This is a genomic window from Nocardioides sp. YJ-D4, assembly GCF_054031495.1.
In genome coordinates, this window is record NZ_CM132932.1 from 2,731,526 (window position 1) to 2,755,747 (window position 24,222).

The 24,222-nt window shown below is 69.2% G+C and carries 25 protein-coding genes; 15 read left to right on the plus strand and 10 right to left on the minus strand.

Features of this window, described 5'->3' with window-relative positions:
• The first annotated feature begins 113 nt into the window (after nt 1-113).
• Nucleotides 114-1,202 carry a hypothetical protein gene (locus ACW14X_RS13020; protein ID WP_457165849.1) on the plus strand — a complete coding sequence of 363 codons (1,089 nt, stop codon included), beginning with the start codon at nt 114-116 and terminating at the stop codon, nt 1,200-1,202.
• A 95-nt stretch (nt 1,203-1,297) separates the two neighbouring features.
• On the opposite strand, the gene ACW14X_RS13025 is transcribed toward ACW14X_RS13020, so the two are convergent.
• Together ACW14X_RS13025 and ACW14X_RS13030 are read right to left on the minus strand one after the other, a co-directional pair.
• Nucleotides 1,298-2,293 (minus strand): MerR family transcriptional regulator, encoded by a 996-nt coding sequence (locus tag ACW14X_RS13025; RefSeq protein ID WP_457165850.1) that lies wholly within the window; start codon nt 2,291-2,293, stop codon nt 1,298-1,300.
• A 145-nt stretch (nt 2,294-2,438) separates the two neighbouring features.
• Nucleotides 2,439-2,927, minus strand: a complete 489-nt coding sequence (locus tag ACW14X_RS13030) for a MarR family winged helix-turn-helix transcriptional regulator (protein WP_160025830.1) — start codon at nt 2,925-2,927, stop codon at nt 2,439-2,441.
• Nucleotides 2,928-2,983: 56 nt separating this feature from the next.
• Here ACW14X_RS13030 and ACW14X_RS13035 point away from each other — a divergent pair, with 56 nt between their 5' ends.
• The 3 genes from ACW14X_RS13035 (at nt 2,984) to ACW14X_RS13045 (ending at nt 6,641) form a co-directional block, all read left to right on the plus strand.
• On the plus strand, nt 2,984-3,880 hold the full coding sequence (locus ACW14X_RS13035) for a DMT family transporter (protein ID WP_457165851.1): 897 nt from the start codon (nt 2,984-2,986) through the stop codon (nt 3,878-3,880).
• Between the two features lie 10 nt (nt 3,881-3,890).
• On the plus strand, nt 3,891-5,399 hold the full coding sequence (locus tag ACW14X_RS13040; protein ID WP_350843398.1) for a spermidine synthase: 1,509 nt from the start codon (nt 3,891-3,893) through the stop codon (nt 5,397-5,399).
• Between the two features lie 462 nt (nt 5,400-5,861).
• Complete coding sequence (locus tag ACW14X_RS13045) at nt 5,862-6,641, plus strand: GntR family transcriptional regulator (RefSeq protein ID WP_160025832.1); 780 nt, start codon at nt 5,862-5,864, stop codon at nt 6,639-6,641.
• Between the two features lie 25 nt (nt 6,642-6,666).
• Here ACW14X_RS13045 and ACW14X_RS13050 read toward each other — a convergent pair whose 3' ends face one another.
• Both ACW14X_RS13050 and ACW14X_RS13055 read right to left on the minus strand, forming a co-directional pair.
• Nucleotides 6,667-8,028 (minus strand): vWA domain-containing protein, encoded by a 1,362-nt coding sequence (locus ACW14X_RS13050; RefSeq protein ID WP_457165852.1) that lies wholly within the window; start codon nt 8,026-8,028, stop codon nt 6,667-6,669.
• Nucleotides 8,025-8,903 carry an AAA family ATPase gene (locus ACW14X_RS13055; RefSeq protein ID WP_160025834.1) on the minus strand — a complete coding sequence of 293 codons (879 nt, stop codon included), beginning with the start codon at nt 8,901-8,903 and terminating at the stop codon, nt 8,025-8,027. Before ACW14X_RS13055 ends, ACW14X_RS13050 begins: the two co-directional genes overlap by 4 nt.
• Before the next feature lie 112 nt (nt 8,904-9,015).
• Between ACW14X_RS13055 and ACW14X_RS13060 the strand changes: the two genes are divergently transcribed.
• Nucleotides 9,016-9,348 carry a hypothetical protein gene (locus tag ACW14X_RS13060; RefSeq protein WP_160025835.1) on the plus strand — a complete coding sequence of 111 codons (333 nt, stop codon included), beginning with the start codon at nt 9,016-9,018 and terminating at the stop codon, nt 9,346-9,348.
• Between the two features lie 25 nt (nt 9,349-9,373).
• Here the strand turns inward: ACW14X_RS13060 and ACW14X_RS13065 are convergent, their stop codons facing one another.
• Together ACW14X_RS13065 and ACW14X_RS13070 are read right to left on the minus strand one after the other, a co-directional pair.
• Entirely contained in the window at nt 9,374-10,075 is a 702-nt protein-coding gene (locus tag ACW14X_RS13065; protein WP_160025836.1) for a winged helix-turn-helix transcriptional regulator, read from the minus strand.
• 113 nt (nt 10,076-10,188) lie between these two features.
• A complete protein-coding gene (locus tag ACW14X_RS13070; RefSeq protein WP_457165853.1) occupies nt 10,189-10,866 on the minus strand; it encodes a winged helix-turn-helix transcriptional regulator in 678 nt (225 codons plus the stop codon).
• Nucleotides 10,867-10,919: 53 nt separating this feature from the next.
• Between ACW14X_RS13070 and ACW14X_RS13075 the strand changes: the two genes are divergently transcribed.
• The 8 genes from ACW14X_RS13075 to ACW14X_RS13110 all read left to right on the plus strand — a co-directional run bounded on the left by ACW14X_RS13075 (nt 10,920) and on the right by ACW14X_RS13110 (nt 17,592).
• Nucleotides 10,920-11,711, plus strand: coding sequence for a DUF899 family protein (locus ACW14X_RS13075; protein ID WP_457165854.1), 792 nt, complete (start codon nt 10,920-10,922; stop codon nt 11,709-11,711).
• A 10-nt stretch (nt 11,712-11,721) separates the two neighbouring features.
• Nucleotides 11,722-12,132: a VOC family protein gene (locus tag ACW14X_RS13080; protein WP_160025839.1), complete on the plus strand. Its 411-nt coding sequence runs from the start codon at nt 11,722-11,724 to the stop codon at nt 12,130-12,132.
• 31 nt (nt 12,133-12,163) lie between these two features.
• On the plus strand, nt 12,164-12,805 hold the full coding sequence (locus ACW14X_RS13085) for a PadR family transcriptional regulator (protein ID WP_350719256.1): 642 nt from the start codon (nt 12,164-12,166) through the stop codon (nt 12,803-12,805).
• 149 nt (nt 12,806-12,954) lie between these two features.
• Nucleotides 12,955-13,956, plus strand: a complete 1,002-nt coding sequence (locus ACW14X_RS13090) for an ATP-binding cassette domain-containing protein (protein ID WP_160025840.1) — start codon at nt 12,955-12,957, stop codon at nt 13,954-13,956.
• On the plus strand, nt 13,956-14,738 hold the full coding sequence (locus ACW14X_RS13095; protein WP_350719258.1) for an ABC transporter permease: 783 nt from the start codon (nt 13,956-13,958) through the stop codon (nt 14,736-14,738). The genes ACW14X_RS13090 and ACW14X_RS13095 overlap by 1 nt, the downstream gene beginning before the upstream one ends.
• Before the next feature lie 153 nt (nt 14,739-14,891).
• Nucleotides 14,892-15,614, plus strand: a complete 723-nt coding sequence (locus ACW14X_RS13100) for a response regulator transcription factor (protein ID WP_457165855.1) — start codon at nt 14,892-14,894, stop codon at nt 15,612-15,614.
• Nucleotides 15,611-17,044, plus strand: a complete 1,434-nt coding sequence (locus tag ACW14X_RS13105; protein WP_457165856.1) for a sensor histidine kinase — start codon at nt 15,611-15,613, stop codon at nt 17,042-17,044. The genes ACW14X_RS13100 and ACW14X_RS13105 overlap by 4 nt, the downstream gene beginning before the upstream one ends.
• A gap of 11 nt (nt 17,045-17,055) precedes the next feature.
• Nucleotides 17,056-17,592, plus strand: a complete 537-nt coding sequence (locus ACW14X_RS13110; RefSeq protein ID WP_457165857.1) for a hypothetical protein — start codon at nt 17,056-17,058, stop codon at nt 17,590-17,592.
• Nucleotides 17,593-17,662: 70 nt separating this feature from the next.
• Here ACW14X_RS13110 and zwf read toward each other — a convergent pair whose 3' ends face one another.
• The 4 genes from zwf to ACW14X_RS13130 form a co-directional block, all read right to left on the minus strand.
• A complete protein-coding gene (zwf, locus tag ACW14X_RS13115) occupies nt 17,663-19,120 on the minus strand; it encodes a glucose-6-phosphate dehydrogenase (protein WP_160025843.1) in 1,458 nt (485 codons plus the stop codon).
• Nucleotides 19,121-19,208: 88 nt separating this feature from the next.
• Nucleotides 19,209-20,459, minus strand: coding sequence for an anthranilate synthase component I family protein (locus tag ACW14X_RS13120; RefSeq protein WP_457165858.1), 1,251 nt, complete (start codon nt 20,457-20,459; stop codon nt 19,209-19,211).
• Nucleotides 20,456-21,043 carry an anthranilate synthase component II gene (locus ACW14X_RS13125; RefSeq protein ID WP_350719268.1) on the minus strand — a complete coding sequence of 196 codons (588 nt, stop codon included), beginning with the start codon at nt 21,041-21,043 and terminating at the stop codon, nt 20,456-20,458. The genes ACW14X_RS13120 and ACW14X_RS13125 overlap by 4 nt, the downstream gene beginning before the upstream one ends.
• Complete coding sequence (locus ACW14X_RS13130; RefSeq protein WP_457165859.1) at nt 21,040-22,980, minus strand: anthranilate synthase family protein; 1,941 nt, start codon at nt 22,978-22,980, stop codon at nt 21,040-21,042. Before ACW14X_RS13130 ends, ACW14X_RS13125 begins: the two co-directional genes overlap by 4 nt.
• Nucleotides 22,981-23,073: 93 nt before the next feature.
• Here ACW14X_RS13130 and ACW14X_RS13135 point away from each other — a divergent pair, with 93 nt between their 5' ends.
• Together ACW14X_RS13135 and ACW14X_RS13140 are read left to right on the plus strand one after the other, a co-directional pair.
• A complete protein-coding gene (locus tag ACW14X_RS13135; RefSeq protein ID WP_355230913.1) occupies nt 23,074-23,574 on the plus strand; it encodes a SigE family RNA polymerase sigma factor in 501 nt (166 codons plus the stop codon).
• Nucleotides 23,571-24,191: a hypothetical protein gene (locus ACW14X_RS13140; protein ID WP_457165860.1), complete on the plus strand. Its 621-nt coding sequence runs from the start codon at nt 23,571-23,573 to the stop codon at nt 24,189-24,191. The genes ACW14X_RS13135 and ACW14X_RS13140 overlap by 4 nt, the downstream gene beginning before the upstream one ends.
• Nucleotides 24,192-24,222 lie beyond the last annotated feature (31 nt).

Genomic DNA, 24,222 nt, shown 5'->3' on the forward strand with positions numbered 1-24,222 from the left:
GACGTGAATCGATACGGTGTAGGTCGCCCTCGGCACCATCCCCGACCACACCTGTCCTCGGACACGGCCAGTCGATCGCGGAGGGCACTCTGACGCCTACCTGATCGGTCCTTGTGAAGTCCATCGTCGTCCATGCCGGCCTCCCCAAGACGGGCACGTCCGCGGTCCAGGCGTTCTTCCATGCCAACACGGAGAAGCTCGCGAAGGCCGGCATCTTCTACCCACAGCACACCATCGACAGGAACGGCATCAGCGCCGGCAACGCCGGCTCCCTCATGGAGCGCTCGGGCCACCTCTTCGTGGCCTCGTCCCACGAGATCGCCAGGACGCTCGAGCAGTTCGAGGACAGCGGATGCCACACCCTGCTGCTCTCCTCCGAGGCGTTCCTCCCCGAGCTGCCCGGGATCGCCGAGCTGCTGCCGCCGCAGGCCCGGTTCGTCCTGTACGTCCGCGATCCCCTCGCGTTCCTGGAGTCCGACTACAACCAGCGGGTCAAGCGGCTCGGGCACGTCGAGCCGTTCGTGGCGTCGCCTGAGGCGTACGGCGGCTGGCTGGGTCACCAGCACCTCTACAACGCGCTCGGCTCCGAGGCGGTGCGCTCCCGGCTCGTCCTCCGGCCCTACCTGCCCGAGCTCTTCGTCGGCGGCAACCTGCTCACCGACCTGCTCGACACCGCCGCCATCGACACCGCCGAGCTCGGCGACCTGTCCTTGAGGCAGGTCAACCTCTCCTACTCGCTGCACGCGCTCGAGATCAAGCGTGCGCTCAACGTCCTCCCGCTCGGGCCGCAGCTGCAGGAGCGGCTCGACGTGCACCTGCAGTCCTGCCCCCTCGGGCCGACGACCTACACCCTGGTGCCTCCCGCCGACCACGAGCGGCTCCGGAAGATCGCCGACGACGAGCTGCACGCTCTGGCACTGAGGTACGACATCGACTCCCTCGAGCCCATGCGGGAGCTGCTGCGGGAGAAGCCGCCGAAGCCCTTCCACCCGCAACAGCTCACCGACGACGAGGTCGACGCCGTCGTACGCCACATCGCCACCGTCGGCAAGCGGCTCACCCGCCGGATCGCCCAGACGCTCGTCGAGCACCCCGAGATCGAGCTCGTCTACCCCTCCCTGCGCGACTCGTTCGCCGCCGCTGCCGCCGAGCTGGACGAGGCGCCGGCGGCGCGGCGGCGCTGGTGGTCGCGGTGGTTCTGAGCGGGCGCCCGGGGGTCGGGATACCCGGTTAACCGGGTATCCCTGCACTTCTCAGGCGTTGCATTGCCAGAGAAGTGCAGGAAGAACCTGAGAAGTCAGGTCAGGTCGGCGGCCACGATGGTGTGGTTGTCCGGCTCTCCGGCGGCGACGACAGCGGCGGCCACGGCGTCGGCGACCGCCTGCGGACCGGCCTCGGCGGTGATCAGCGGAGTCAGGTCGTCCACGTAGGAGTGGACGCCGTCGGTGGTCAGCACCAGCCGGTCCCCGGGCAGCAGCTCGAGCGACATCTCGTCGGCGACGACGCCGGGAACCAAGGCGCGGTTGAGCAGGGCCCGGTGCTCGTGGGAGCGAGCCTCGTCGGCGGTCAGCTGGCCGGCCTCGACCATGGCGGCGACGACCGTGTGGTCGTGGGTCACCTGGCGTACGTCTCCGTCCCGCACCAGGAAGACCCGGGCATCGCCGATGTGGGTGATCCGCGCGGTCGAGCCGTGCAGATCGACGGCGGTCAGGGTGGTGCCCGACTTCGGCACCTCCGCGAACACCTCCTGGATGGCCGACCGCAGCCCGCCGGCGGCGTACGCCGTCAGGGTCGCCCCGGCGAGATCGTCGCGCTCACCAAATCCGTCCGCGACGGCGATCAGCTCGGGGGTGACCAGGACGGCGTCCTGCTGGCTGGATCGGCCACCTGTCTCGTGGCTGACGCCGAACTCGACGTTCAGGGTCTCGGTTGAAGTAGTCATCTGACGTGCCTCGCTCCTCAATCGGTGGACGAGGACGGAGACCATTCTGCGGCGCGTGGACGTGTCGGCCTCGACCTGGCGCCAGTACGTCTCGACCTCGACCGCCGCGAGCGCGGCGGGCATGTCGACGACCTCCCGGATCCGAGCCAGCGGCATCCCGACCAGGCGCAGCGCGGCCACCAGACGTGCGCGTTCCACCTGGTCAGGCCCGTAGCGACGGTAGCCCGAGACCGCGTCGACCTCGGCAGGAAGCAGCAGACCGAGGTCGTCATACAACCTCAGCGCCTTCGGCGTCAGCCCGGTCGCCCGGGCGAAGTCGCCGATGTTCACAAGCCCCTCCAGGCCGCTCATGCGACCGCTCCCGTGGCGCAAGCGCCAACATACGAGAGCGGTCGCCTGAGCCTTGTGGTCGCTCGCTGACGCTCGCTCATGGTCACCATCCTCCCCGGTGAAGGTCACCGGAGGAAGCAGATTGGTGCTTCCCCTTGGGGCAACCTCAAGCCCCGGTCTGCTCGGCCCACTTCTCGAGCAGCCGGGCGAGCGACCGCCGCTCGGCCGCGGTGAAGACGGCGAGCAGGCGGTGCTCGTTGGCGATGTGGTCGGTGAAGGCCGCGTCGATCAGCTCGCGCCCACGCTCGGTCAGCGCGACCCGGCGCCCGCGACCGTCCTCGTCCCGGCGGTCCCGGCTGACCCAGCCCTGAGCCAGGCAGCGGTCGACGCGCTTGGTGACCGCTCCCGAGGAGACCATCGTCTGCTCGCCGAGCTCCTTCGGAGTCAGGGCGTACGGAGCGCCTTGCCGTCGCAGCGTCGCCAGGACGTCGAACTCGCCCTCGCCCAGTCCGTGCTGGGCATAGACGCTGACCAGCTCGTCGGTGAGACGCAGTGCGAGGCGGTGCAGCCGGGCGATGACGGCCTGCGGGGTGACGTCGAGGTCGGGGCGCTCGCGCTCCCACTGCGCCATCACGGTCGAGACGTGGTCTGCCATGACAGTGGAATATATCTGACGAGGAAGACATTATTCCTTCCGTGGAAAGTAGATTCGTGACGCTCGCGCTGACCGCGATCGCCCCGGTGGCATGGGGGTCGGGCTACTTCGTCACCGCGACGTTCCTGCCGCCGGACCGGCCGCTGTTCGGAGCCGTGGTCCGGGCCCTGCCCTTCGGCCTGCTGCTCCTGGCGCTCCGGCCGGGCCTGCTCCATGGCTCCTGGTGGTGGCGTACGGCAGCACTCGGGCTGCTCAACTTCGGGGCGTTCTTCGCCCTCGTCTTCGTCGCCGCCTACCGGCTTCCCGGCGGCCTCGCCGCCACCCTGACCGCGGTCTCGCCGATCGTGGTGATGCTGCTGGCCTGGGCCTTCGCCGGAGAGCGGCCGCGGGCCGGATCGCTCGCGGCCGGCGTCGTCGGCGCCATCGGCGTGGCCCTGCTGGTGCTCCGTGGCGGCGCGAGCCTCGACCTGATCGGCGTCCTGGCCGCCTTCGCCTCGGTCGCCGTCTTCTCCACCGGCTTCATCCTCGTCAAGGTCTGGCAGCCGCCGGTCGGACTGCTCACCTTCACCGCCTGGCAGCTCGTCCTGGGTGGTCTCGCGCTCGCCCCGGTGGCCCTCCTCGTCGAGGGCCCGCCCCCGCCGATCGACCTGCCGGCGGTCGGGGGCTACGCCTACATCGGCATCGCCGGCACGGTCGTCGCGTACGCCGTCTGGTTCCGCGGCGCCCGACGCCTTCCCGCCGCCGCGGTGTCGCTGGCCGGGCTGCTCAACCCGGTCGCCGGGATCCTGATCGGACTCGCCTTCGCGGGCGAACACCTCACCCCGATCAGCGGGCTCGGGATGGCGTTGGTGCTCGGTGGCGTACTCCTCGGACAGCCCGCCGTGCTCGACCGGATCAAGGCCCGACGCGGGCCAGAACCGGCCTCGTGTGCAGACGTTGGAGCAGCCGGATAGGTTCACCTCCATGAAACTGCGTGCGCGTGCGCTTGAGCTTCTCGTCTTCACCGTCGGTGCCGGCACCTTGGGGTCTGAGATGGCCGCGGCTCGGCTGCTCGCTCCGTGGTTCGGCGACTCGACCATCGTGTGGGCCAACACGATCGCCACAGTGCTGGTCGCGCTCGCGATCGGCTACTCCGTCGGCGGCCGGATCGCCGACCGGAACCCGCACCCCTCCGGCCTGGCCAAGATCGTGCTCGTGGCCGCCGCCCTGCTGGCCGCGGTGCCGTTCATCGCCGACCCGTTCCTCCCGCTCGCGGTCAAGGCGGTCGACCAGCTCAGCATCGCGACGTTCGCCGGCTCGCTGGTCGGGGTCGGCGTGCTGCTCGCGATCCCGCTCTTCCTGCTCGGCATCGTCAGCCCGTACGCCGTCCGGCTGACCGTCGAAGCCGTCGAGGACGCCGGCCACGCTGCTGGGCGCCTCTACGCGATCTCGACGGTCGGCTCCCTGGTCGGCACCTTCGCCGCCTCGCTGCTGCTCATTCCGGTCGTCGGGACGCGGCGTACGTTCCTGATCTTCGCTCTCCTGATGGCGATCTGCGCGATCCCGCACCTGGTCAAGCGCCGGCTGCCGGCCGCAGTCGTGCCGGCGGTGATCCTCGCCCTGATCGCCCTGCCGACCGGCTCGATCAAGACGCTGACCAGCAACGGCGGCGAGGTGATCTGGGAGAAGGAGACGGAATACCAGTACGCCCGCGTGGTCGAGTACGACGACGGCAGCCGCTACCTCGAGCTCAACGAGGGCCACGCCGTGCACTCCGTCTACAACAAGGGCGAGTGGCTCACCGGCGCCTACTGGGACGAGATGCTCTCGCTGTCGTACGCCGGCGCGGAGGCCCCGAAGTCGGTGGCGATCCTGGGCTCGGCCGCCGGGACGACCGCGCGCCAGTTCGGTCACTTCGCCCCCGAGACCCGGGTGGACGCCGTCGAGATCGACGAGGACATCACCGAGGTCGGCCAGAAGCTCTTCGACCTCGAGGACCAGCCGAACCTCCACCTCCACACCGCCGACGCCCGCCCGTGGCTGCAGAAGCAGACCCGGAAGTACGACGCGATCATGGTCGACGCCTACCACCAGCCCTACATCCCGTTCTACCTGACCACGAAGGAGTTCTTCGCGTTGGCGAAGTCCCACCTGAACCCGGGCGGGGTGCTCGTCGTGAACTCAGCCCACCCGGAGGGCTCGACAGCGCTGGAGAAGGTCCTCACCGCAACGCTGCGGACCTCGTTCGGCGAGGCCGTGTGGCGGTCGGACTCCGGCCCGACCAACACCCACCTGATCGCGACCGTCGATCCGGAAGCCGATCCGGCCGCCAACCTCACCGCCACCGCCGAGTCGCAGCCCGCCGACCTCGCCGACACCCTCACCGACTCCGCCGCCCGGCTCGAGCCGGGCATCCGGGGCGGGACGGTCTACACCGATGACGTCGCGCCGGTCGAGTGGCTCACCGACCTCAGCCTGCTCGAGGTCGCCTGACCCTCTCGGGCGCTTCACCTCACCGATCGGCGTCTTGCGCAGGCACCCGACGCAGACCTGGTTGGGCGCGACCTTGCTGAGCCTGCGTGGCGGCAGCACGTGCCACGTCCCCAGCCGCCGGCCGCACACGGTCATGACGTACCCGTTGCTCCTCTTGCCCGAGCGAAGGTGCCAGAAGCTCCCACGGTCGGTCCGGTAGACCAGCGGGTCCTTGGACAGGACCGGCGGCCTCTCGCTGGGCCCCATGCTGAGTCTGTCGTCTACGAACACGAATTCCCCCCAAGGAATGTCGATGGTTCTCGTCGTTGAGTGCCTCGAGACGCCGGTGTCACAGCTGGGCCATGCCGCCCAACGCCCCGAGACGCGTTCGACCATATGTCCACTCATTGCAACGGGTCAAGGCGGAAAGGGTGGGGCTATGCGGCTATTCGGGATCTGTACGCCTCAGTAACGTGTTCTCCCATGAGTAACCCCCGTCCGCGCGGCCTGCCGAAATACCTTCACGTGGCCGACTATCTGCGGGCCCAGATCGACGACGGCACCTACCAGCCCGGCGAGCGTCTACCGACCGAGCCCGAGCTGATGGACACCTTCCCCTACGACCGCGCCACGATCCGGCGGGGCCTGGCGGTGTTGCGCAACGAAGGCCTGATCACCAGCGAGCAGGGCCGTGGTGTCTTCGTACGCGACGCCACCAAGACCCGCTACGACCTGATGAGCATGCTGATCACGGACAGGAGCCACCCGGCGAAGCCGGACGCGGCCTACAACCAGCCTCCGCGCGGCCCGGACGACGGCCTCGCGGTCGAGCACAGCTACGAGGTGATCGCGGCCGGGGAGAAGCTGGGAGCGGCCTTCGAGATCGATCCCCGGAGCGAGCTGCTCAGCACCACCTTCACCTTCTACATCAGCGGCGACGACACCGCCGAATACCGCACCACGGCCTACATCCCCTATCCGCTGGTCATCGACACCCCGCTGGCCACCCCGTCCGACGAGTGGCCGCAGCCTCCGATCACGGACCTGCTTGCCACGGTCGGCGTGAAGGTCACCACGGTGGCGATGGACATCGAGTCGCGGATGCCGACGCCGCAGGAGACCTTCGACCTGCAGATCCCCGACGGCACCCCGGTCCTCTCCGACCGACGCCGGTTCCTCGCCGACGACCGGGTCGTGTGCGTGACCGACTCCGTCGGCGTCGCCGACCGGATCGTCTACGGGCTCGACCTCAAGCTGCAGTGAGCCCGGCCCCGAAAATGGCCCGACCTCAGGCCAGGTCGTGGACGAACTCGGAGAGCTGGGTGAGGTTGCGGCACTCCCGCATCTCGATGATCGAGCCGTAGCGCGTCGCCTCGGAGTCACCGGTGTCCCACTGCGTACGGACCTCGGGGTTGAGCCAGTGGGCGTGTCTGCTCGCGTCGGCCATCGCGCGCAGCGAGTCGACGGCGAGGTCGGAGTAGTTGGACCGGGCGTCGCCGAGGATCAGCAGCGACGACTTGGGGTTGAGCGCGTCGGCGTGCCGCTCCTGGAAGAGGGAGAAGGCCCGGCCGTAGTTGGTGCGCCCCATCCGGGCCGCGTGCTCGGTCGCCTTCGTCAGCTCGGTCATCGTGTCGACCAGGTCGGCGCCGGGCTTGAAGTAGGACGTGACCTCGTGGATCTCGTCGACGAAGGTGAACGCGCGCACCTTGCCGAACTGCTCGCGCAGCGCGAAGACGAGCATCAGCGTGAAGGTCGCGAAGTTGGACACCGACCCCGACACGTCGCACAGGATCACCAGCTCGGTGCGGTGCGGCCGCTTGGGCCGGAAGCGCAGGTCGACGGGGACCCCGCCGGTGGACATCGAGGACCGGAGCGTACGCCGCAGATCCACCGCTCCTCGCCGGCGCGCGTGATGCTCCTGGGTGAGCCGCGTCGCCAGCCGCCGCGCCAGCGGGTAGATCTCGCGTCGGAGCGCCTCGAGGTCGGCCCGCCGCGCGTGCAGGAAGTCGAGCTTCTCGATGGTGGGGCGTACGGCGATCTTGGCGATCTGCTCGGGGCCCTTCTCCTCCGCGATCCGGCGGCGGGCGTCGGCCTCGACGAGCCCGCTGAACCGATCCACGCGCCGGGTCCCGACGCGTGCCGCCTCCTCCTCGGTCCAGCCGCCCTGCTGGAGTCCCTCGATGAGCCTCGAGGTGAGCTCGTCGGTCGAGAGGCGGCGTAGCGCGGTGTAGGACGACCACGAGCTCAGCCCGGGCCCACGACCGGGCATCGCGCCGAAGCGCGCCACCGCCTCGGCGGCCAGCTGCCGGAGCATCTCGACGTCGTCGGCCTCGAGCGCCTCGCTCAGCCGCGAGGTGAACTCGGAGAGCGCCTCGGGCCCGTCCTTCGCCACACCGGCGGCCTCGGCCTCGGCGTCCATCCCCGAGCCGACCATCCGCGGGAAGTAGAGCTCGAAGAGCCCGTCGAAGGTGGCTCGCTGGTTGGCGCGCTTGACCAGGGTCGCGGCGTACGTCTCCTTGACCTGCTGACGGTCGTTCCACCCGATCAGGCCGAGGGCGGTGACCGCGTCGAGACCTTCGGAGAGCGACACCGGCAGCCCGGCTCCCCGAAGCGCTTCGAGGAACTCGATGTGCCGGTCGAGGAGAGTCACCTCTTCAACCGCAGCTCTCGGACCGCACGGTCGACGTCGGAGGAGTGCTTGAGGACGACGCCAAGGGTGTCGGAGACGGCCTTGTCGGAGAGGTCGGTGATCTCCAGCGCGATCAGGGTGCGCGCCCAGTCGACCGACTCGGCGATCGAGGGCGACTTCTTGAGCTCCAGCTCGCGCAGCCGGCCGACCACGGAGACGAGCTGACGCGCCACCTTGCCGTCGAGCCCGGGCACCTGGGAGAGCACGATCTCGCGCTCCCGGTCGGCGTCGGGGTAGTCGAGGTGGAGGTAGAGGCAGCGTCGCTTGAGAGCCTCGGAGAGCTCGCGGGTGGCGTTGGAGGTGAGCACGACCAGCGGACGGCGGGTCGAGGCCATCGTGCCGAGCTCGGGGATGGTCACCTGGAAGTCGGAGAGCACCTCGAGCAGCAGCCCCTCGACCTCGACGTCGGTCTTGTCGACCTCGTCGATGAGCAGCACCGTCGGCTCCTCACGGCGGATCGCGGTCAGCAGCGGCCGGGTCAGCAGGAACTCTTCGGAGAAGATGTCGTCGTGGGTCTCCTCCCACGCCTGGCCGTCGTTGGCGGCCTGGATGCGGAGCAGCTGCTTCTTGTAGTTCCACTCGTACAGCGCCCTGGCCTCGTCCAGGCCCTCGTAGCACTGCAGCCTGACCAGCTCGGCCCCGGTCGCGCGGGTGATCGCCTTGGCCAGCTCGGTCTTGCCCACACCGGCCGGTCCTTCGACGAGCACCGGCTTCTCCAGCGCCCCCGCGAGGTAGGTCGTCAGCGCGGTCGAGTCGTCCGCGAGGTAGCCGACGTCTCCCATACGGGTGACGGCCTCGGCGGGCGAGGAGAACCAGGAAGACGTACGCGAAGGCATGACGCGACACTAGCGACTCTGCTCCTGGTCTGCTCCCGGTGTCCGGGTGGGACATTCGTCATAGTGCCCGACGCAGCCGTCACCGTCGGCCCCATCCGTCGTTGTGAAGGACGTGCACTCGGACACTCCGCGACATCTGACGCTGGTCGTCGTCGCCATGAAGGTATGCGCGCTGACCGCGCTGGCGGCCTTCTGTCTGGTTGCCATCACCACGCCGTCCGAGCCCCGGTCGCTGGCGAAGCGGGAGCAGCCCGAGCTCGCCGCGATGCTCGAGCAGCACCACTGCGTGGCTCCTCCGACGATCGCGCCCTGGCGCCGGCAGAGCGCCATCATCCGCTCCCCGCTCGGCGAGCTGAAGCACGTCCCGCTCGACGTCGGCCAGCGGATCGAGCAGGGCAAGGCGCGCGGCGAGCTGATCGCCTTCTGCGCCGACCCCGCCTCCTAGCGGAGGCGGAGCCGAGCGACGTACCTCAGCTGGCCTCGGCGAGCGTGCTCGCGAAGAGCCCGAGCACGCGGTCCAGCGCGGCCCGGTCACCCTCGACCTTCAGCCCGGCCTCGGCGATCGCGGCGTCCACGGGGAAGCCCATGAACACGACACCGGTCCACGCCGTCGAGTCGCCCGCGATGGTCACGTCGGCGTCCTCGAGCGTGCCCTCGGCGAGGTCGAACTGGTTGCCCTTCCACACGAGCCGGAACTGCTGCGGGTCGGCATCCGGACGGCGGGCGTCGGTCAGCTCCCAGGCGACGCTGATCGGCTCGGGGGTCGTCGCGCTGCCGGCGGGCACCATGGTGCGCATCGCCACCATCACGCCGCTGGGCGTCATCCCGGCGGACATGATCGGGAAGCGGGTCGAGCCGTGGGCCCAGCGTCCGAGCGCCCCGAGGATCGTCTCGAGCTCGCGGCCCCACGGGGTGAGGGCGTAGGCCGTCGTCTTGGTGATGTAGCCGAGCTCGGTCTCGACCACGACGCCGGCGTGCTCGAGGAACTGCAGCCGATCCTTGAGCTCGTCGGTGCTGACCCCGATCACGGAGGACTCCAGATCACGTGCCGTACGCGGTCCGAACATCAGCTCGCGCACCACGATCAGGCTCCACCGGTCGCCGATCAGGTCCAGTGCGTGCGCGGCCGCACACGCGTCTCCCAGGTCCCCGTATGTCAGGTTCAGGGTCACGTCGATCCTCTCCGAGTCATTCGATCCCATCGAGCGTAGTGAGCCCGAACTACGGGTCGTCAGTGCCAGAGGTCCCGGCGTGCCGTCGAAATGCCGACCCCGATGACGGGGCGCTACCCGATCGCGGCGTACGCAGCAGCCACCCGCTCCACCGCTCGCCGGTCGCCTGCGACGGCCATCGAGCCGACCGGACTCCCGGCGAAGACGACGTCCGCCCAGGCCGACGAGTCGCCGGAGACCGTCGTCGCGGGCTCTTCGTCCGCACCTTCGGTCAGCTCGAAACGGTCCTGGTTCCAGTGCAGCCGGTAGCGGCGTACGCCCGCGGCGGGACGCCGCTCGTCGTGCAGCTCGATCGCGATCCGGACGGGGCCGTCGCCCCAGTCGGCCATCGTCGCGTAGGGGGCCATGGTGCGCATCGCCACGATCACCCCGTCGGGGGTCATGCTCCCCTCCGCCACCGGGAAGCCGGGCGAGCGCTGCGCCCAGTGACCGAGCGACCGCATCACGTCCTCCAGCCCCTGCCCCCACTCGGTGAGCCGGTAGACGCGGGTCCGTCCGAGGTCGTCGAGCTGGGCCTGCTCGACGACGCCGCTGTCCCGCAGCGCCTTCAGCCTGGAGGTGAGCACAGCGGGCGTGATCCCGACGACGGCCGAGGCCAGGTCGGCGAACCGGCGCGGACCGAGCACCAGCTCGCGCGCGATCACCATGCTCCACCGGTCACCGATGACATCCATGGCGTGCGCGGTCGCGCAGGCATCACCCAGGTCGGCGTACGTCTGCTTCTTCGGCATCGATCCTCCAAACTCTCTTCACAAGAGTATCAACTATGTTTAACGTAGTCATCATGACCACGACCCCACTGCCGCCCGTCGTCGACCGGACGACCTATCTGCACGAGCGCGACGCGCTCCTCGACCGCGAGAAGGAGCACACCCGCGCGGGCGATGCCCTCGCCGCGGCCCGCCGACGGCTCCCGATGACCGAGGTCGACGCGGCCGCACCGCTCGTCGGCAGCGCCGGGCGGGTCAGCCTGCTGGATGCCTTCGAGGGGCGTACGCAGCTCTTCGCGAGCTACCACATGTGGCACACCGGCCATGCCGCCGCCGACCAGTGCGAGGGGTGCACGTTCTTCAGCGGCGGCGTGAGCGAGCTCGGCTACCTGCACTCGCGCGGGGTGACGTACGCGGTCTTCTGCCAGGGGCCCTACCCGGAGAGCTCTCGCTACCGGGACTTCATGGGGTGGGAGATGCCGTGGTACTCCGTGCCCGAGGAGTCGTGGGACGTCCTCGACGCCCGCGGGTTCTTCGGCGGCAAGGTCTGCTATCTGCGCGACGGCGATCGCGTCTTCGAGACCTACCGCACCACCGGACGTGGCGTGGAGCCGATGTCGCCGTCGTACGGGATCCTGGACATGACCGTCTTCGGACGGCAGGAGACCTGGGAGGACTCACCCGAGGGCTGGCCGCGGCGCACCGGCATCGACGGCAGCCAGTTCCGCAGCGAGGAGTCGCCGACGACCAACCACCGCGCCGGCGTGAGCGGTCGCCCGACGGCGCAGTGGTCGCGGCTCGCAGCCGGACGCGACGACGACCTCGGATCCGACACCGCCCCCACCGCCGACCACTGCTGTCACTGAGGAGCTCCGGATGCGTACGACGATCGCCCTGCCCACCCGAGACCGCTCGCGGTCCCATGTCTTCCTCCGCGACGGCCTCGGCCTCGAGACCCCCGGCGAGCTCGCCGACGACGGGGTCCCCGAACCGCTTCGCGCGACGCTGTCGGACTCCTGCGAGGTGATGATGATCCCCACCGGCGGGTTCAAATGGGTCACCGGCCAGCTCGCGGACGAGCCGATGGACGCGGCGAGCCTCCCGGAGGGCCCGAGGCAGTGCCTGGTCACCATCGAGCTCGGCTCGCGCGACGATGTCGACGCGCGCTATGCGGCCGCGACGGCTCTCGGCCGCGGCATGATCGAGCCGGAGTCGGCCCCGTGGGGTGAATACCGTGCGGTCGTCGCGGACCCGGACGGGCACCTGTGGCAGCTGACGTCCCGCTGAGGTCCGGTCGTGCCGCCCCTAGAATCTCCCCATGGCCGGAGACGACACACGGATGCTGCTGCTGGGAGCAGTGGCGCTGTTCGAGCCCGTCAACGGCTACCAGATCCGGCGCGAGCTGATGTCGTGGCAGGTCGACCTGTGGGCCAACATCAACCCGGGCTCGATCTACCACGCGCTCAGCTCGCTGACCGAGAAGGGCCATCTGACCAGGCACGATCTGGTCGACAACGGGCGTACGGTCGCGGTCTACGAGATCAGCGCCAGTGGCCGGGCCGAGCTGGAGCGCCTGATCACCCGCTCGCTGCAGGTCGTCGACGTCTACAACGGCGTCTCCTTCTACGCCGCGTTCTCGCTGGCGCCTCTGCTGGAGCGCCCCGCCGTCATCCAGCAGCTGAGCGTCCGCCTGCAGGCCCTGGAGCGCACCGACAAGGAGCTCGACGCCGCGATCCGGGCCAACACCCACGTCGCGCCGCCCCACACCGGTGCCGCGCTGCGCCTCCAGCTCGACAAGCTCCGCTCCGAGCGGGCGTGGCTGGTGGAGCTCCTGGACGACGTACGCAGCGGCAAGCTCGCCTTCGCCGGCGAGGCTCCCGGCTGGACACCGGCCGAGGACGACCCGGGCTGGCAGATGGACGCCGACCGGAAGCGCTACCGGGAGATGCTGCGCGGCTGAGCCGACGCGGATCTCGCTCGAATCGGTTTGACATCTCGGGATCAAAATTGAACACTCAGGATATTCAAGTTTGAACACCCGGGTAAATCGGGTGATTGTCGTCGGTCGTCCGTGCTTGTCTGGGACTTGCACGCACAAGGGAGTGACACATGATTCACGCACGCGGCCTGAGGCACACCTTCGCCTCCGGTCATGGCAAGCAGAAGAAAGAAGTCGTCGCGGTCGACGGAGTCGACCTCGACGTCGAAGAGGGCGAGGTGGTCGGCTTCCTGGGCCCGAACGGCGCCGGCAAGACGACCACCCTGCGCATCCTCACCACCCTCCTCAAGCCCACGGCAGGCACCGCCACGGTGGCGGGCTTCGACGTGGCCAAGCAGTCCGTCGACGTCCGGCGAAGCATCGGCTACTGCTCCCAGGTCGGGTCGACCTTCTCGGGTGCGTACGCCGGTGACGAGGTCGTCGACCACGGGATGCTCTACGGGATGTCCAAGAAGGACGCGGTCGCGCACGGCCAGGCGCTCTTCGAGAGGCTTCAACTCGAAGGGCTGTGGCGCCGCAAGCCCCGCAACATGTCCGGCGGGCAGAAGCGCCGCCTCGACATCGCGATGGCGCTGATCCACGCCCCCAAGCTGGTCTTCCTCGACGAGCCGACCACCGGCCTCGACCCGCAGGCGCGGGCCAACCTGTGGGACCACATCGCCTCGCTGCGTACGGACCATGGGGCCACGGTCTTCCTGACCACCCACTACCTCGACGAGGCCGACACCCTCGCCGACCGGGTCATGGTCATCGACCAGGGCCGCATCGTCGCCAACGACACCCCGGAGAACCTCAAGGCCGCCGTCTCCGGCGACCTGGTCTCCCTGGAGGTCGCCACCGACGAGCAGGTGGCGATCGCCCGTGACAAGCTCAGCTCGATCTCGGAGACCATCGAGGTCGACGAGCGACTGGTCAGCGGCCGGGTGCCGCGGGCCGGGAAGGCCGTCCCCGGCCTGCTGCGCGACCTGGAGTCCAACGGCGTCTCGCTCGAGTCGATCGAGGTCGCCCGTCCCACGCTGGACGACGTCTTCCTGACGCTGACCGGACGATCGCTGCGCGATGCCGACGCAGGTGCCCCCGAGGGCGACGAAGAGAACCAGGAGGCCAAGTGATGACCGAGTTCCAGCAGCCCGTCCTCAAGTCCGGCTTCTTCCGGGAGTCGATGGTCGTCTTCAACCGCCAGCTGCGGATGAACCTCCGCAACCCTGCCTGGGTGCTGATCGGCGTGATGCAGCCGATCCTCTACCTGGTGCTCTTCGGCCCGCTGCTCGAGCCTCTCATCGAGGAGCTCGGCGGCAACGCCTACAACTGGTTCGTCCCCGGCATGCTCGTCCAGCTCGGCATCTTCGGTGCCATGTTCGCCGGCTTCTCGCTGATCGGCGAGTGGCGCGAGGGCGTCATCGAGGCGGAGCGGGTCACCCCGGCCTCGCGCGGCGCGCTGCTGTTCGGCCGCCTCTACCGTGACCTGCTGCAGATCCTGGTGCAGGCGATCATCCTGGTCGCTCTCGGTTTGGTGATGGGCATGGACTTCAGGCCGGTGGGGATCCTCGTCGGGATCGCGATCACCGTCATGATCGGTGGCGCCGGAGCCGCCGCCTCCAACGCGTTCGCGCTGCTCGTCAAGAGCGAGGACGTGATGGCGCCGGTGACCAACATGCTGCTGATGCCGATCCTGCTGCTCTCGGGCATCTTCCTGCCGATGAGCTTCGGCGCCCAGTGGCTCGAGGCGCTGGCCGACGTCATCCCGACCAAGCACGTCGTCGACGCGGTGCGAGCCTCGTTCTTCGGTGACCTCGGGATGGCCGACATCGGCTGGGGCCTCGGCTGGACCGTCGCCCTGTTCGGTCTCGCGGTCTGGTGGGGCATCTCTACGTTCCGCAAGGAGAACGCCTGACTTCTCCGGTGTTTCCTGCACTTCTCGGGTGTTGCAATGCCTGAGAAGTGCAGGAATACCCGGTTAACCGGATATCCCTGCACCCCGGCCGATCTAGCGGAAACACCAGCGTCCTCTCAGCGGTGACTCAGCGACGGGTGGCAAGGTAGGAGTGTGAACAGCCCTGCCACCCCGAGCGACAGCACCGGCGACAAGCCGCACGTGCTGGTCGTCGACGACGACAAGGCCGTGCGTGAGTCGCTGCGCCGGTCGTTGGAGTTCAACGGCTACGTGGTCGCCCTGGCCGGCGACGGCGCCGAGGCGCTGGCCGGCATCGCCAACCACGACCCCGACGTGGTCGTGATGGACGTGATGATGCCCCGCCTCGACGGCATCGAGGCCACCAAGGCCCTCCGCGCCGCCGGCAACGACGTGCCGATCCTGGTGCTGACCGCCCGCGACGCCGTCGGCGACCGGGTCGACGGCCTGGACGCCGGGGCCGACGACTACCTCACCAAGCCGTTCGCCCTCGAGGAGCTGCTGGCCCGGCTGCGCGCGCTGCTGCGCCGCGCGGCCCCGGTCGGAGAGGACGACGAGGAGACGTTGCACTTCGCGGATCTGACCATGAACACCACCACCCGCGAGGTGACCCGGGGCGAGCGCGCGATCGAGCTCACCCGCACCGAGTTCACGCTCCTGGAAATGTTCCTGCGCCGGCCCCGCCGCGTACTCGATCGGTCCTTCATCCTCGAAGAGGTGTGGGGCTACGACTTCCCGACGACGGCCAACTCGCTGGAGGTCTACGTCGGCTATCTGCGGCGCAAGACCGAGGCAGAGGGTGAGGCCCGGCTGATCCACACCGTACGCGGCATCGGCTACGTCCTGAAGGAGCCGTGAGCAGCGTCGTGACCACGCCGGCAACCAGCTCGCGCTACCGCGGCTCTCTGGCGGGCCGGGTCACCATGCTGACGACCCTCGCGGTCGCCGGCTCGATCGCGCTGATCGCGATCGGGCTCTACTTCGTCGTACGCATCCAACTGCAGGCCAACATGGACGAGTCACTGCTGAAGCGGGCGCACGCCGCTGCATCGAATCCGCAGTACATCCACGATGCCCGGGATGGCAGCTATTTCCCGGTCTTCGCTCTGAACGCTGGCGACATCGCGCTCATGTCGGTCAGCCAGAACGGCGACTACTGGAATCCTCAGAAGCGGGCCGATGATGACTTCCCGATTCCTGGCGCACCGGAGGCGTTAGTAGCCCAGGGAAAGACGTCTTACGCCGTGCGCACGATCACCACCGACAAAGGCGAGGTGTTCCGCGCAGCCACGGTGCCGGTCTCGGGCACGGACGAGGCGCTGATGCTGGCGCAGTCGCTGGAGCCACAGCAGGCGATGTACAAACGGCTCGGGCTCGTGGTGCTCTTCTTCGGCGCGGCCGGCGTCGTCGCCGCGGCGTTCGCCGGTTGGGTGGTGGCGGCAGGCGGGCTGCGGCCGGTGAGGCGGTTGACCGCGTCGGTCGACCGGATCGCGACCACCGAGGACCTCACCCCGCTCCCGGTCGAGGGCGACGACGAGATCGCGCGGCTGGCCACGTCGTTCAACCGGATGCTGTCCGCCGTCTCCGCCTCCCGGGATCGGCAGCGACAGCTGGTGGCGGACGCCTCGCACGAGCTGCGTACGCCGCTGACCTCGCTCCGCACCAACGTCGAGCTCCTCACCCAGGCCGACGCCTCGATCTCCGGCGAGCAGCGAGCCGAGCTGCTCGGCGACATCCGCGCCCAGATCGAGGAGCTCACCAACCTGATCGGAGACCTCGTCGAGCTGGCCCGCGATGCGCCGGCCGAGCCGACGCTGGAGACCGTGGACCTCTCCGAGGTGGCGGACCGGGCGCTCTCCCGAGTGCGTCTGCGCGCGCCGTCGGTGACCTTCACCGAGGAGATGACGCCGTGGTGGGTCATGGGCGACGCCAGCTCGTTGGAGCGCGCGGTCACCAACCTGCTCGACAATGCCGCCAAGTGGTCGCCGGAGTCGGGCACGGTCCACATCTCGCTCCGCGACGGCGTGCTCAACGTCGACGACGAGGGGCCGGGCATCGCCGAGGACGACATCCCGTACGTCTTCGACCGGTTCTACCGCTCCACCGAGGCCCGCTCGATGCCTGGGTCGGGGCTCGGCCTCGCCATCGTCCGGCAGGTCGCCGAGCGTACCGGCGGGTCGGTCTCCGCGGCCCGCTCGCCGCACGGTGGCGCACGGATGACCATGCGCCTGCCCGGCTCGACGTCTCCCCGGCCGACCGAACCGCCCACGGCGGTGCTGAACAATTGAGGGTTGAAGCATTGAGATACGCCGTCCTGGCGCCCAGTCTGGTGGCGCTGCTCTCCGTCGCTGCCTGCGGATCCGAGGAGCCTTCCGATTCGTCGGCCTCCGCCTCCGCATCATCTCCGGAGCATGCCTCCAAGGAGACGTTCAACCCGTGCGACGGGCTCGACATCTCCCCCGTGGAGAAGGCTCTCGGCGCCCAGCTCCGCGTCGAGAAGGGCACCTCGAAAGCACCCCGCTGCGCGTTGCTTCCCGAGAAGTCGGGCGGAACTGCGTACGAGCTGAACTACCTGCCCTTCAAGGGCACCCTCGCAGAGGCGTGGAAGACCATGGACGTGAAGTCCGGGGACGTCAGCGAGCCCGCGATCGAGGGCGCTGAGGACGCTCGGCTGGTCAAGCAGCAGGGCGTCAGCTCGTACGCCGTCACCGGCTTCGTCCAGAACGGCACCCTGATCCAGAGCTTCAACTCCGTCGACCTGGAGCCGTACGACGGCGACGCCATGGACCGCGCCGCCCAGGCCCTCCTCGAGCAGCTCAGCGCGAACGCCCCATAACCGAGACGTCACCCGCATCGATCGACACGTCACGCTCGTGCCGACTCGGCCGACGTACGCGCCGTCTCGGCTAGTGCTTCTTCGTCTCGCGCCAGGAGCGCTCGAAGGGGAGACGCCAGGCGTGCGGAGCGATCAGCTGGTGGATCGAGTTGGGACCCCAGGAGCCGGGGGCGTAGAGGCGTACAGGCGGAGGGTTGTCGAGGAGCGGCTGGGAGATCTCCCAGAGCGTCTCGATGCCCTCGGCGGTGGTGAAGAGCGTGTGGTCGCCACGCATGGCGTCGTGGATGAGGCGTTCGTACGCCTCGAGGACGCCGGTCGATGAGCTCGTCTCCTGGGTGGCGAACTGCATGGAGAGCTTCTCCAGCTTCATGCCGGGCCCGGGGCGCTTGCCGTAGAACGACAGCGACATCTTCGACTGGTCGGCGAGGTCGAACGTCAGGTGGTCGGGACCCTGGGTGCCGGCGCCGGAGTTGGCCGGGAACATCGTCAGCGGCGGCTCCTTGAACGCGATCGAGATGATCCGCGCGCCCTCGGCCAGCTTCTTGCCGGTGCGCAGGAAGAACGGAACGCCCGCCCAGCGCCAGTTGTCGATGATCACCTTCATCGCGATGAAGGTCTCGGTGTCGGAGTCGTCGGCGACCTCGTTCTTGCCGCGGTAGCCGGAGTATTGACCACGGACCACGTTGCGCGGGTCCAACGGCCGGATCGAGCGGAAGACCTTGTTCTTCTCCTCGCCGATCGGGTCGGGGGCGAGCGAGGTCGGCGGCTCCATCGCCATGAAAGCCAGCACCTGCATCAGGTGGGTCACGACCATGTCGCGGTAGGCGCCGGTGCTCTCGTAGAACGCGGTGCGTCCCTCCAGGCCCAGCGTCTCGGGGATGTCGATCTGGACGTGATCGATGAAGTTGCGGTTCCAGATCGGCTCGAAGAGTCCGTTGGCGAAGCGGAAGGCCAGGATGTTCTGCGCGGCCTCCTTGCCGAGGAAGTGGTCGATCCGGAAGATCTGCTCCTCGCTGAAGACCTCGTGGATCTTCGCGTTGAGCTCCTTGGCCGACTCGAGGTCGGTGCCGAAGGGCTTCTCCATGATGATCCGGGCTCGCTCGACGAGGTCGGCCTCCTCGAGCTGACGGATCACGTCCTGAGCGGCCTTGGGCGGGACGCTGAGGTAGTGGAGGCGGCGCACGTCGCTGCCGAGCCCCTGGAGCTTCTTCTCGGCCAGCTTCACCGCGTCGGCGAGCGCGTGCGGGCCCTCCTTGGTCGAGACGTAGGAGAGCATCCCCCCGAACGCCGCCCAGCGCTCGTCGGTGATGTCGCCCTTTCCGAACTCCTCGCACGCCTCGCGAGCGAACTCGATGAACTGCTCGTCGGACAGATCCTCCAGCGATGTGCCGACGATCTGAGCATCCGTCATCAGCCCGGCCTCGTTGAGTCTGAGCAGGCCAGGCAGGAGTTTGCGGCGCGCCAAATCACCGGTCGCACCGAAGAGCACGATCACATGTGGCAGGGCTTTGTCGTCGATGGTCGCCATGATGAGTCCACGGTAGTCCCCGTTTTATGAACGATCCAATAGACAACGGCCGCCGTCTCAACGTGTCGCCGTCTTTTCACCTGTTTGATCATCTGGCGAGGGAAGCGCGCACCCGATCGGCCTTCAGCCGCGCCTCAGCGGCCTCCTCGGCGACGTCGGATCTGACCGTGATCCCGCCGCCCGTGCCGATCTGCCAGGTGCGGGTGTCATGGGTCGTCAGCGTGCGGATGATGACGCCCAGATCGGCCGGCCCGTCGCCGGAGATCCAGCCGAAAGCGCCGGCGTACGCCGCCCTCGGCCCGCCCAGGTCGCGCTCGGCCCGCTCGATGACCTCCATCGTGCGCAGCTTGGGCGCACCGGTCATCGATCCGGCGGGGAAGAGCCGGCGCAGCGCCTCGATCGTGGAGATCCCGTCGCTGAGGTGTCCCCTGACCGTCGTGACGAGCTGGTGCACGGTCTCGTACGACTCCACCTGCATCAGGCCGGGCACCTCCACCGTCCCCGGCTCGCAGACCATCGCCAGGTCGTTGCGGAGCAGGTCGGTGATCATCAGGTTCTCGCTGCGGAGCTTGGGATCGGTACGCAGCAGCTCCGCGTGGGCCGCGTCCTCCGCGGCGTTCGCGCCCCTCGGGGTCGTGCCCTTGATCGGCCTCGTCTCGATCACGCGGTCGGCGTCGATCAGGGCGTACCGCTCCGGGCTCGAGCTCAGCAGCCACGCCGCGTGGTCGGCCACGTCGTGCTGGAGGAACCCGGCGTACGGCGCGGGGTTGATGCTCCTCAGCCGCAGGTAGGTCTCCACGGGGTCGGCCTCGGCGTGGACCGTGGTCCGGTAGGTCAGGTTCGCCTCGTAGGTGTCGCCGGCCCGAAGGGCCTCCTGGACCTGGTCGAAGGCGGCGGCGTAGGCGGCATCTCGGGGTAGTCCGGGGGCGAACTGCCTATTACTCGCCGGTATAGGGGCAGTTCGCTCCCGGACTACCCCGACATGGTCGAACATCCGCACATGCGACGGGCGCATCCAGACGGCGTCGGGTACGTCCGCCGACGGGGTCGCCGGGAGGTCCGCGCGGCAGGCGTAGCCGAAGTAGCCGAACCACTGCTCCCCGGCGCCGATCTCCCGCTCCAGGACGTGCCAGATGTCGTCCCCGACGACCTCGGAGCGCCCGCCGGTGTGGCGCAGCACCTCGCGGCGAGCGGCGGAGTAGGTCAGCGAGACGTCGTCGTCCTCGAGCCAGCCGATCAGGGACCGCGTACCGGACCACTCGCGCGCCCCACCGCCATCGAGCCAGACGCAGCGCGGGTGCGCGGCGGCGACCTCGGCGAAGAGGTCCTCGACGCTCACCGTGGCCCCGGTCGGCCCAGGCTCTGCTGGTTCAAGAAGTTCGCGACCATCGCCGCGCCGTGCTGGGAGAGCACCGACTCCGGGTGGAACTGGACGCCCTCCAGCGGCAGATCCCTGTGCCGTACGCCCATCACGACCCCGTCTTCGGAACGGGCCGTCACCTCCAGGACATCGGGGACCGAGACGGCCGCCAGGGAGTGGTAGCGGACGGCCTCGAGCGGCGACGGGATGCCCGCGAAGACCCCGCGACCGTCATGAGTCACCCGGGCCACCTCGCCGTGGGCAGGCTCGATCCGGTCGACGACACCGCCGTAGGCGGTCACCAGCCCCTGCATCCCCAGACAGACACCGAGGACGGGCCGCCCCGCGTCCAGGAGTACGTCCCGCCCTACCGCGAAGTCCGCCGGATCGGCCGGGTGGCCGGGCCCGGGCGAGAGGACCACATGGGTGTAGCCGGCGAGGTCGCCGAACTTCACCTCGTCGTGCTCCACGACATCCGGAAGAGCCCCGGTGACCTGCGCGACCATGTGGACGAGGCTCCACACGTAGGAGTCGTGGTGGTCGACCACGACGACTCTGGTCATTGGGCGAGCAGATCGCTGACGACGTCGTGGATGAGGTCGTAGCCGCGCTCGGTGAGGACCGACTCCGCGTGGAACTGGATCCCGGCGTAGTGCGGACCGGAGATGGCATGGATGTCGCCCGTCTCCGGATCGGCATCCACCGACACCCCAGCGGGCAGCTCCGTCGACCCCACCCGTCCGACGAACGTGTTGTAGAAGCCGACCCGCTCACGACGCGGCCGTCCGCCGAACCCGAGACCGACGCGGGTCTGGGTGCCCTGGAAGACGATGTCCTTGTAGTGCAGCCCGATCCCGAGCTGGTGGCACAGCGCCTGGTGGCCGAGGCAGACCGCCAGGAACGGCTGCTCGGTCTCGAGCAGCGATGCCACGGCGGCGCGAAGCTTGGCCATCTTCGGATCGGTGCCATCGCGCGGGTCGCCCGGGCCGGGCCCGACGATGACGAGATCAGCACCCGCGAAGGCGCCGTCCTCGTAGTCCTCGTGCCGCACGACCGACGAGGTCATGCCGAGCACCCGCAGGACGTGGCGCAGCATGCGTACGAAATCGTCCTCGCCATCAAGGATCACCGCGTGCTTGCCGGCGAGGTGGGCCGAGGGCTCCTCGTCGCCCTGGTCGGTGAGCCAGAACGACGACAGCCGCCGGTTGCGGGCGGCCAGGGTCAGCAGCAGGTCCTCGTCGTTGACCAGCTCGGAGACGTCCTGGGCGAGCGCGGGCGCCGCCGGCACCAGCCCAAAGGCCGACAGGATCCCGCCGGCCTTGGCGTGCGTCTCGGCGACCTCGTACGTCGGGTCGGAGTCGCGCACCAGCGTCGCGCCGGCGCTCACCTTGAGCTCACCCGAGAGCGACACGTCCGCGGTGCGGATCACGATCGGCGAATCGACCGTCGGGGCACCGGACTCGTCACGGCCGAGCAGCGCGAGGGCGGCGCCGTAGTAGCCACGGCCCTCCGGCTCGTACTTCTTGATCAGCCGGCAGGCGTTCTCCACCGGAGAGCCGGTGACGGTGGCTGCGTACATCGTGTCGCGCAGGATCTCGCGCGGGTCGCGGGCCGAACGGCCGGCCAGCAGATACTCGGTGTGGATCAGCCGCGACATCGGCTTCAGGAACGGCCCGAGCACCTGGCCGCCCTGGTCGCAGATGTCGCACATCATCTTGAGCTCCTCGTCGACCACCATGAAGAGCTCGTAGACCTCCTTCTGATCGTTCAGGAAGTCGGTCAGCTGGCCCTTGAGGTCGTGGGCGATCTTCTCCGGGCTGCCCTCGAGGTCGCGCGGCAGCCGGAAGGTGCCGGAGATCGGGTTCATCCGGACGTCGCCGCCGTGGACGCTCACGTGCCGCTCGGGCGAGGCGCCGATGAGGTAGCGGTCGCCGGTGAAGAAGCAGTAGGTCCAGTACGCCCCGCGCTCGCGCTCCAGAAGACGACGCAGCACGGTGAGCGCGCGGTCGTGGTTCCAGTCGTCGAGCTGGGCGCGGTAGTGGCGGCCGATCACGAAGTTGGCGCCCTCGCCCTGGCCGATCTCGTCCTCGATGACGGTCTTGACCAAGTCGGCATAGGTGTCGTCGTCCACGTCGAACCCACCGCGGTCGGTGAACTCGACGGGCACGTCCGGGAGCGCCTCGATCACCTCCGCGACGGAGAACTCCCACTCGCGCTCCACGTCGACGACCACCAGCGGGGTGCCGTCGTCGTGAGCCTCGAAGCCCCGCTCACTGACCTGCCGGAACGGCACCGCGAGCAGCCGGTCTGCCACCTTCCCCGGCTCCGGGGTGCCTTCCTCGAGCGGTACGTCGAGCAGCGACTCGACCACGGACCGCGTGCCTGCCAGCATGCCGACCGTGTCGCGGTCACCCGCCCGCGAGGAGCGCCGGATGATCGCCCACGCCTCGTGCCCCGTGATCTCCTCGATCGCGGTCTTGGCAGGGCTGTTGGTCGTCATGGGATGAGCCTAATCCGCGCGCTGACGCGTGACCCATTCGATTCGGATGGTGGGCCGTGCAACCCCGCGGTGCCCCGAATCCGTTGACAGTGCGTGAGACGTTCCCAAGACGCCGAATTCGAGGCCTTCGTACGCCGCCACCGAGCGCCGCTCGTCGGCACTGCACGGCTGCTGACCGCCGGCGACGCCCACCTGGCCGAGGATCTGGTCCAGTCGACCCTGGTCAAGGTCTACCTGGCCTGGGGGCGAGCGTCCCAGCACCCCGCTGCGTACGCTCGCCGGACCCTGGTCAACTGCCTGACCGACCACCGCAGGCGCCCGTTCTTCCGGCGGGAGCAGGGCGCGGTCACGCTCCCCGAGGCACCGGTCGAGGATCCGGCGATGGTCGATCCCGAGCTGGTCGCAGCGCTGGCCGAGCTGCCGCCACGGCAGCGCGCGGCCGTCGTGCTCCGCCATGTCCACGACCTCTCGGTCGAGGAGGTCGCCGACGCGCTCAGCTGCTCGACCGGAACCGTGAAGTCCCAGACCGCACGCGGCCTGGACAAGCTCCGGGCGCTGCTCACCCCCACCCAACTGACAGGAGACTCCCGATGAACGACGTGATCGACCGCCTCGCCCGCCTGACCCCGTCCCCGTCCGCCGCGGCGACCGAGGACGCCACCGCCGACCTGCGCCGCGGCCACCGGGCGCTCTCCCGGCGCCGGATCAAGCGCGCCGCGCTCGGCGGCGCCGCGCTGACCCTCGCGGTCGGTGGCGCCTTCAGCGGGATCGCGCTGACCTCCGGCGACGAGGTCGCACCGATTTCCCAGGCCGCCGACAACGTACGCTTGGTCGACTACGACGGCGCCCAGATGCCCGGTTACACCGTGGCGAAGGTGCCCGAGGGGTTCGTGCTGCAGGGATCCGACCAGTACGTCCTCGCCGTCGCTCGCCCCGACGACAAGTCCTCCATCAGCGACTTCCGGGACAAGATCGTGGTGACCCTCGAGTCAGCCTCGTCGCCCGCCGAGGGCGCCACCGACACCACCGTCGACGGCCAGCCTGCCACCCTCGTCACCACCCCCGACGGCGCGACGATGCTCAAGTACGCCTACCGCGACTTCACCGTCGTCATCCAGATGTGGAACACCATCCACCTCACCGACGAACAGCTCGTCGAGTTCGCCGAGGGCGTCGAGGTCACCGCCGACGCCAAGCCTTCCGTCGGCTGACCCTCCTCCCGACGCCCACCCACGCGGCTAG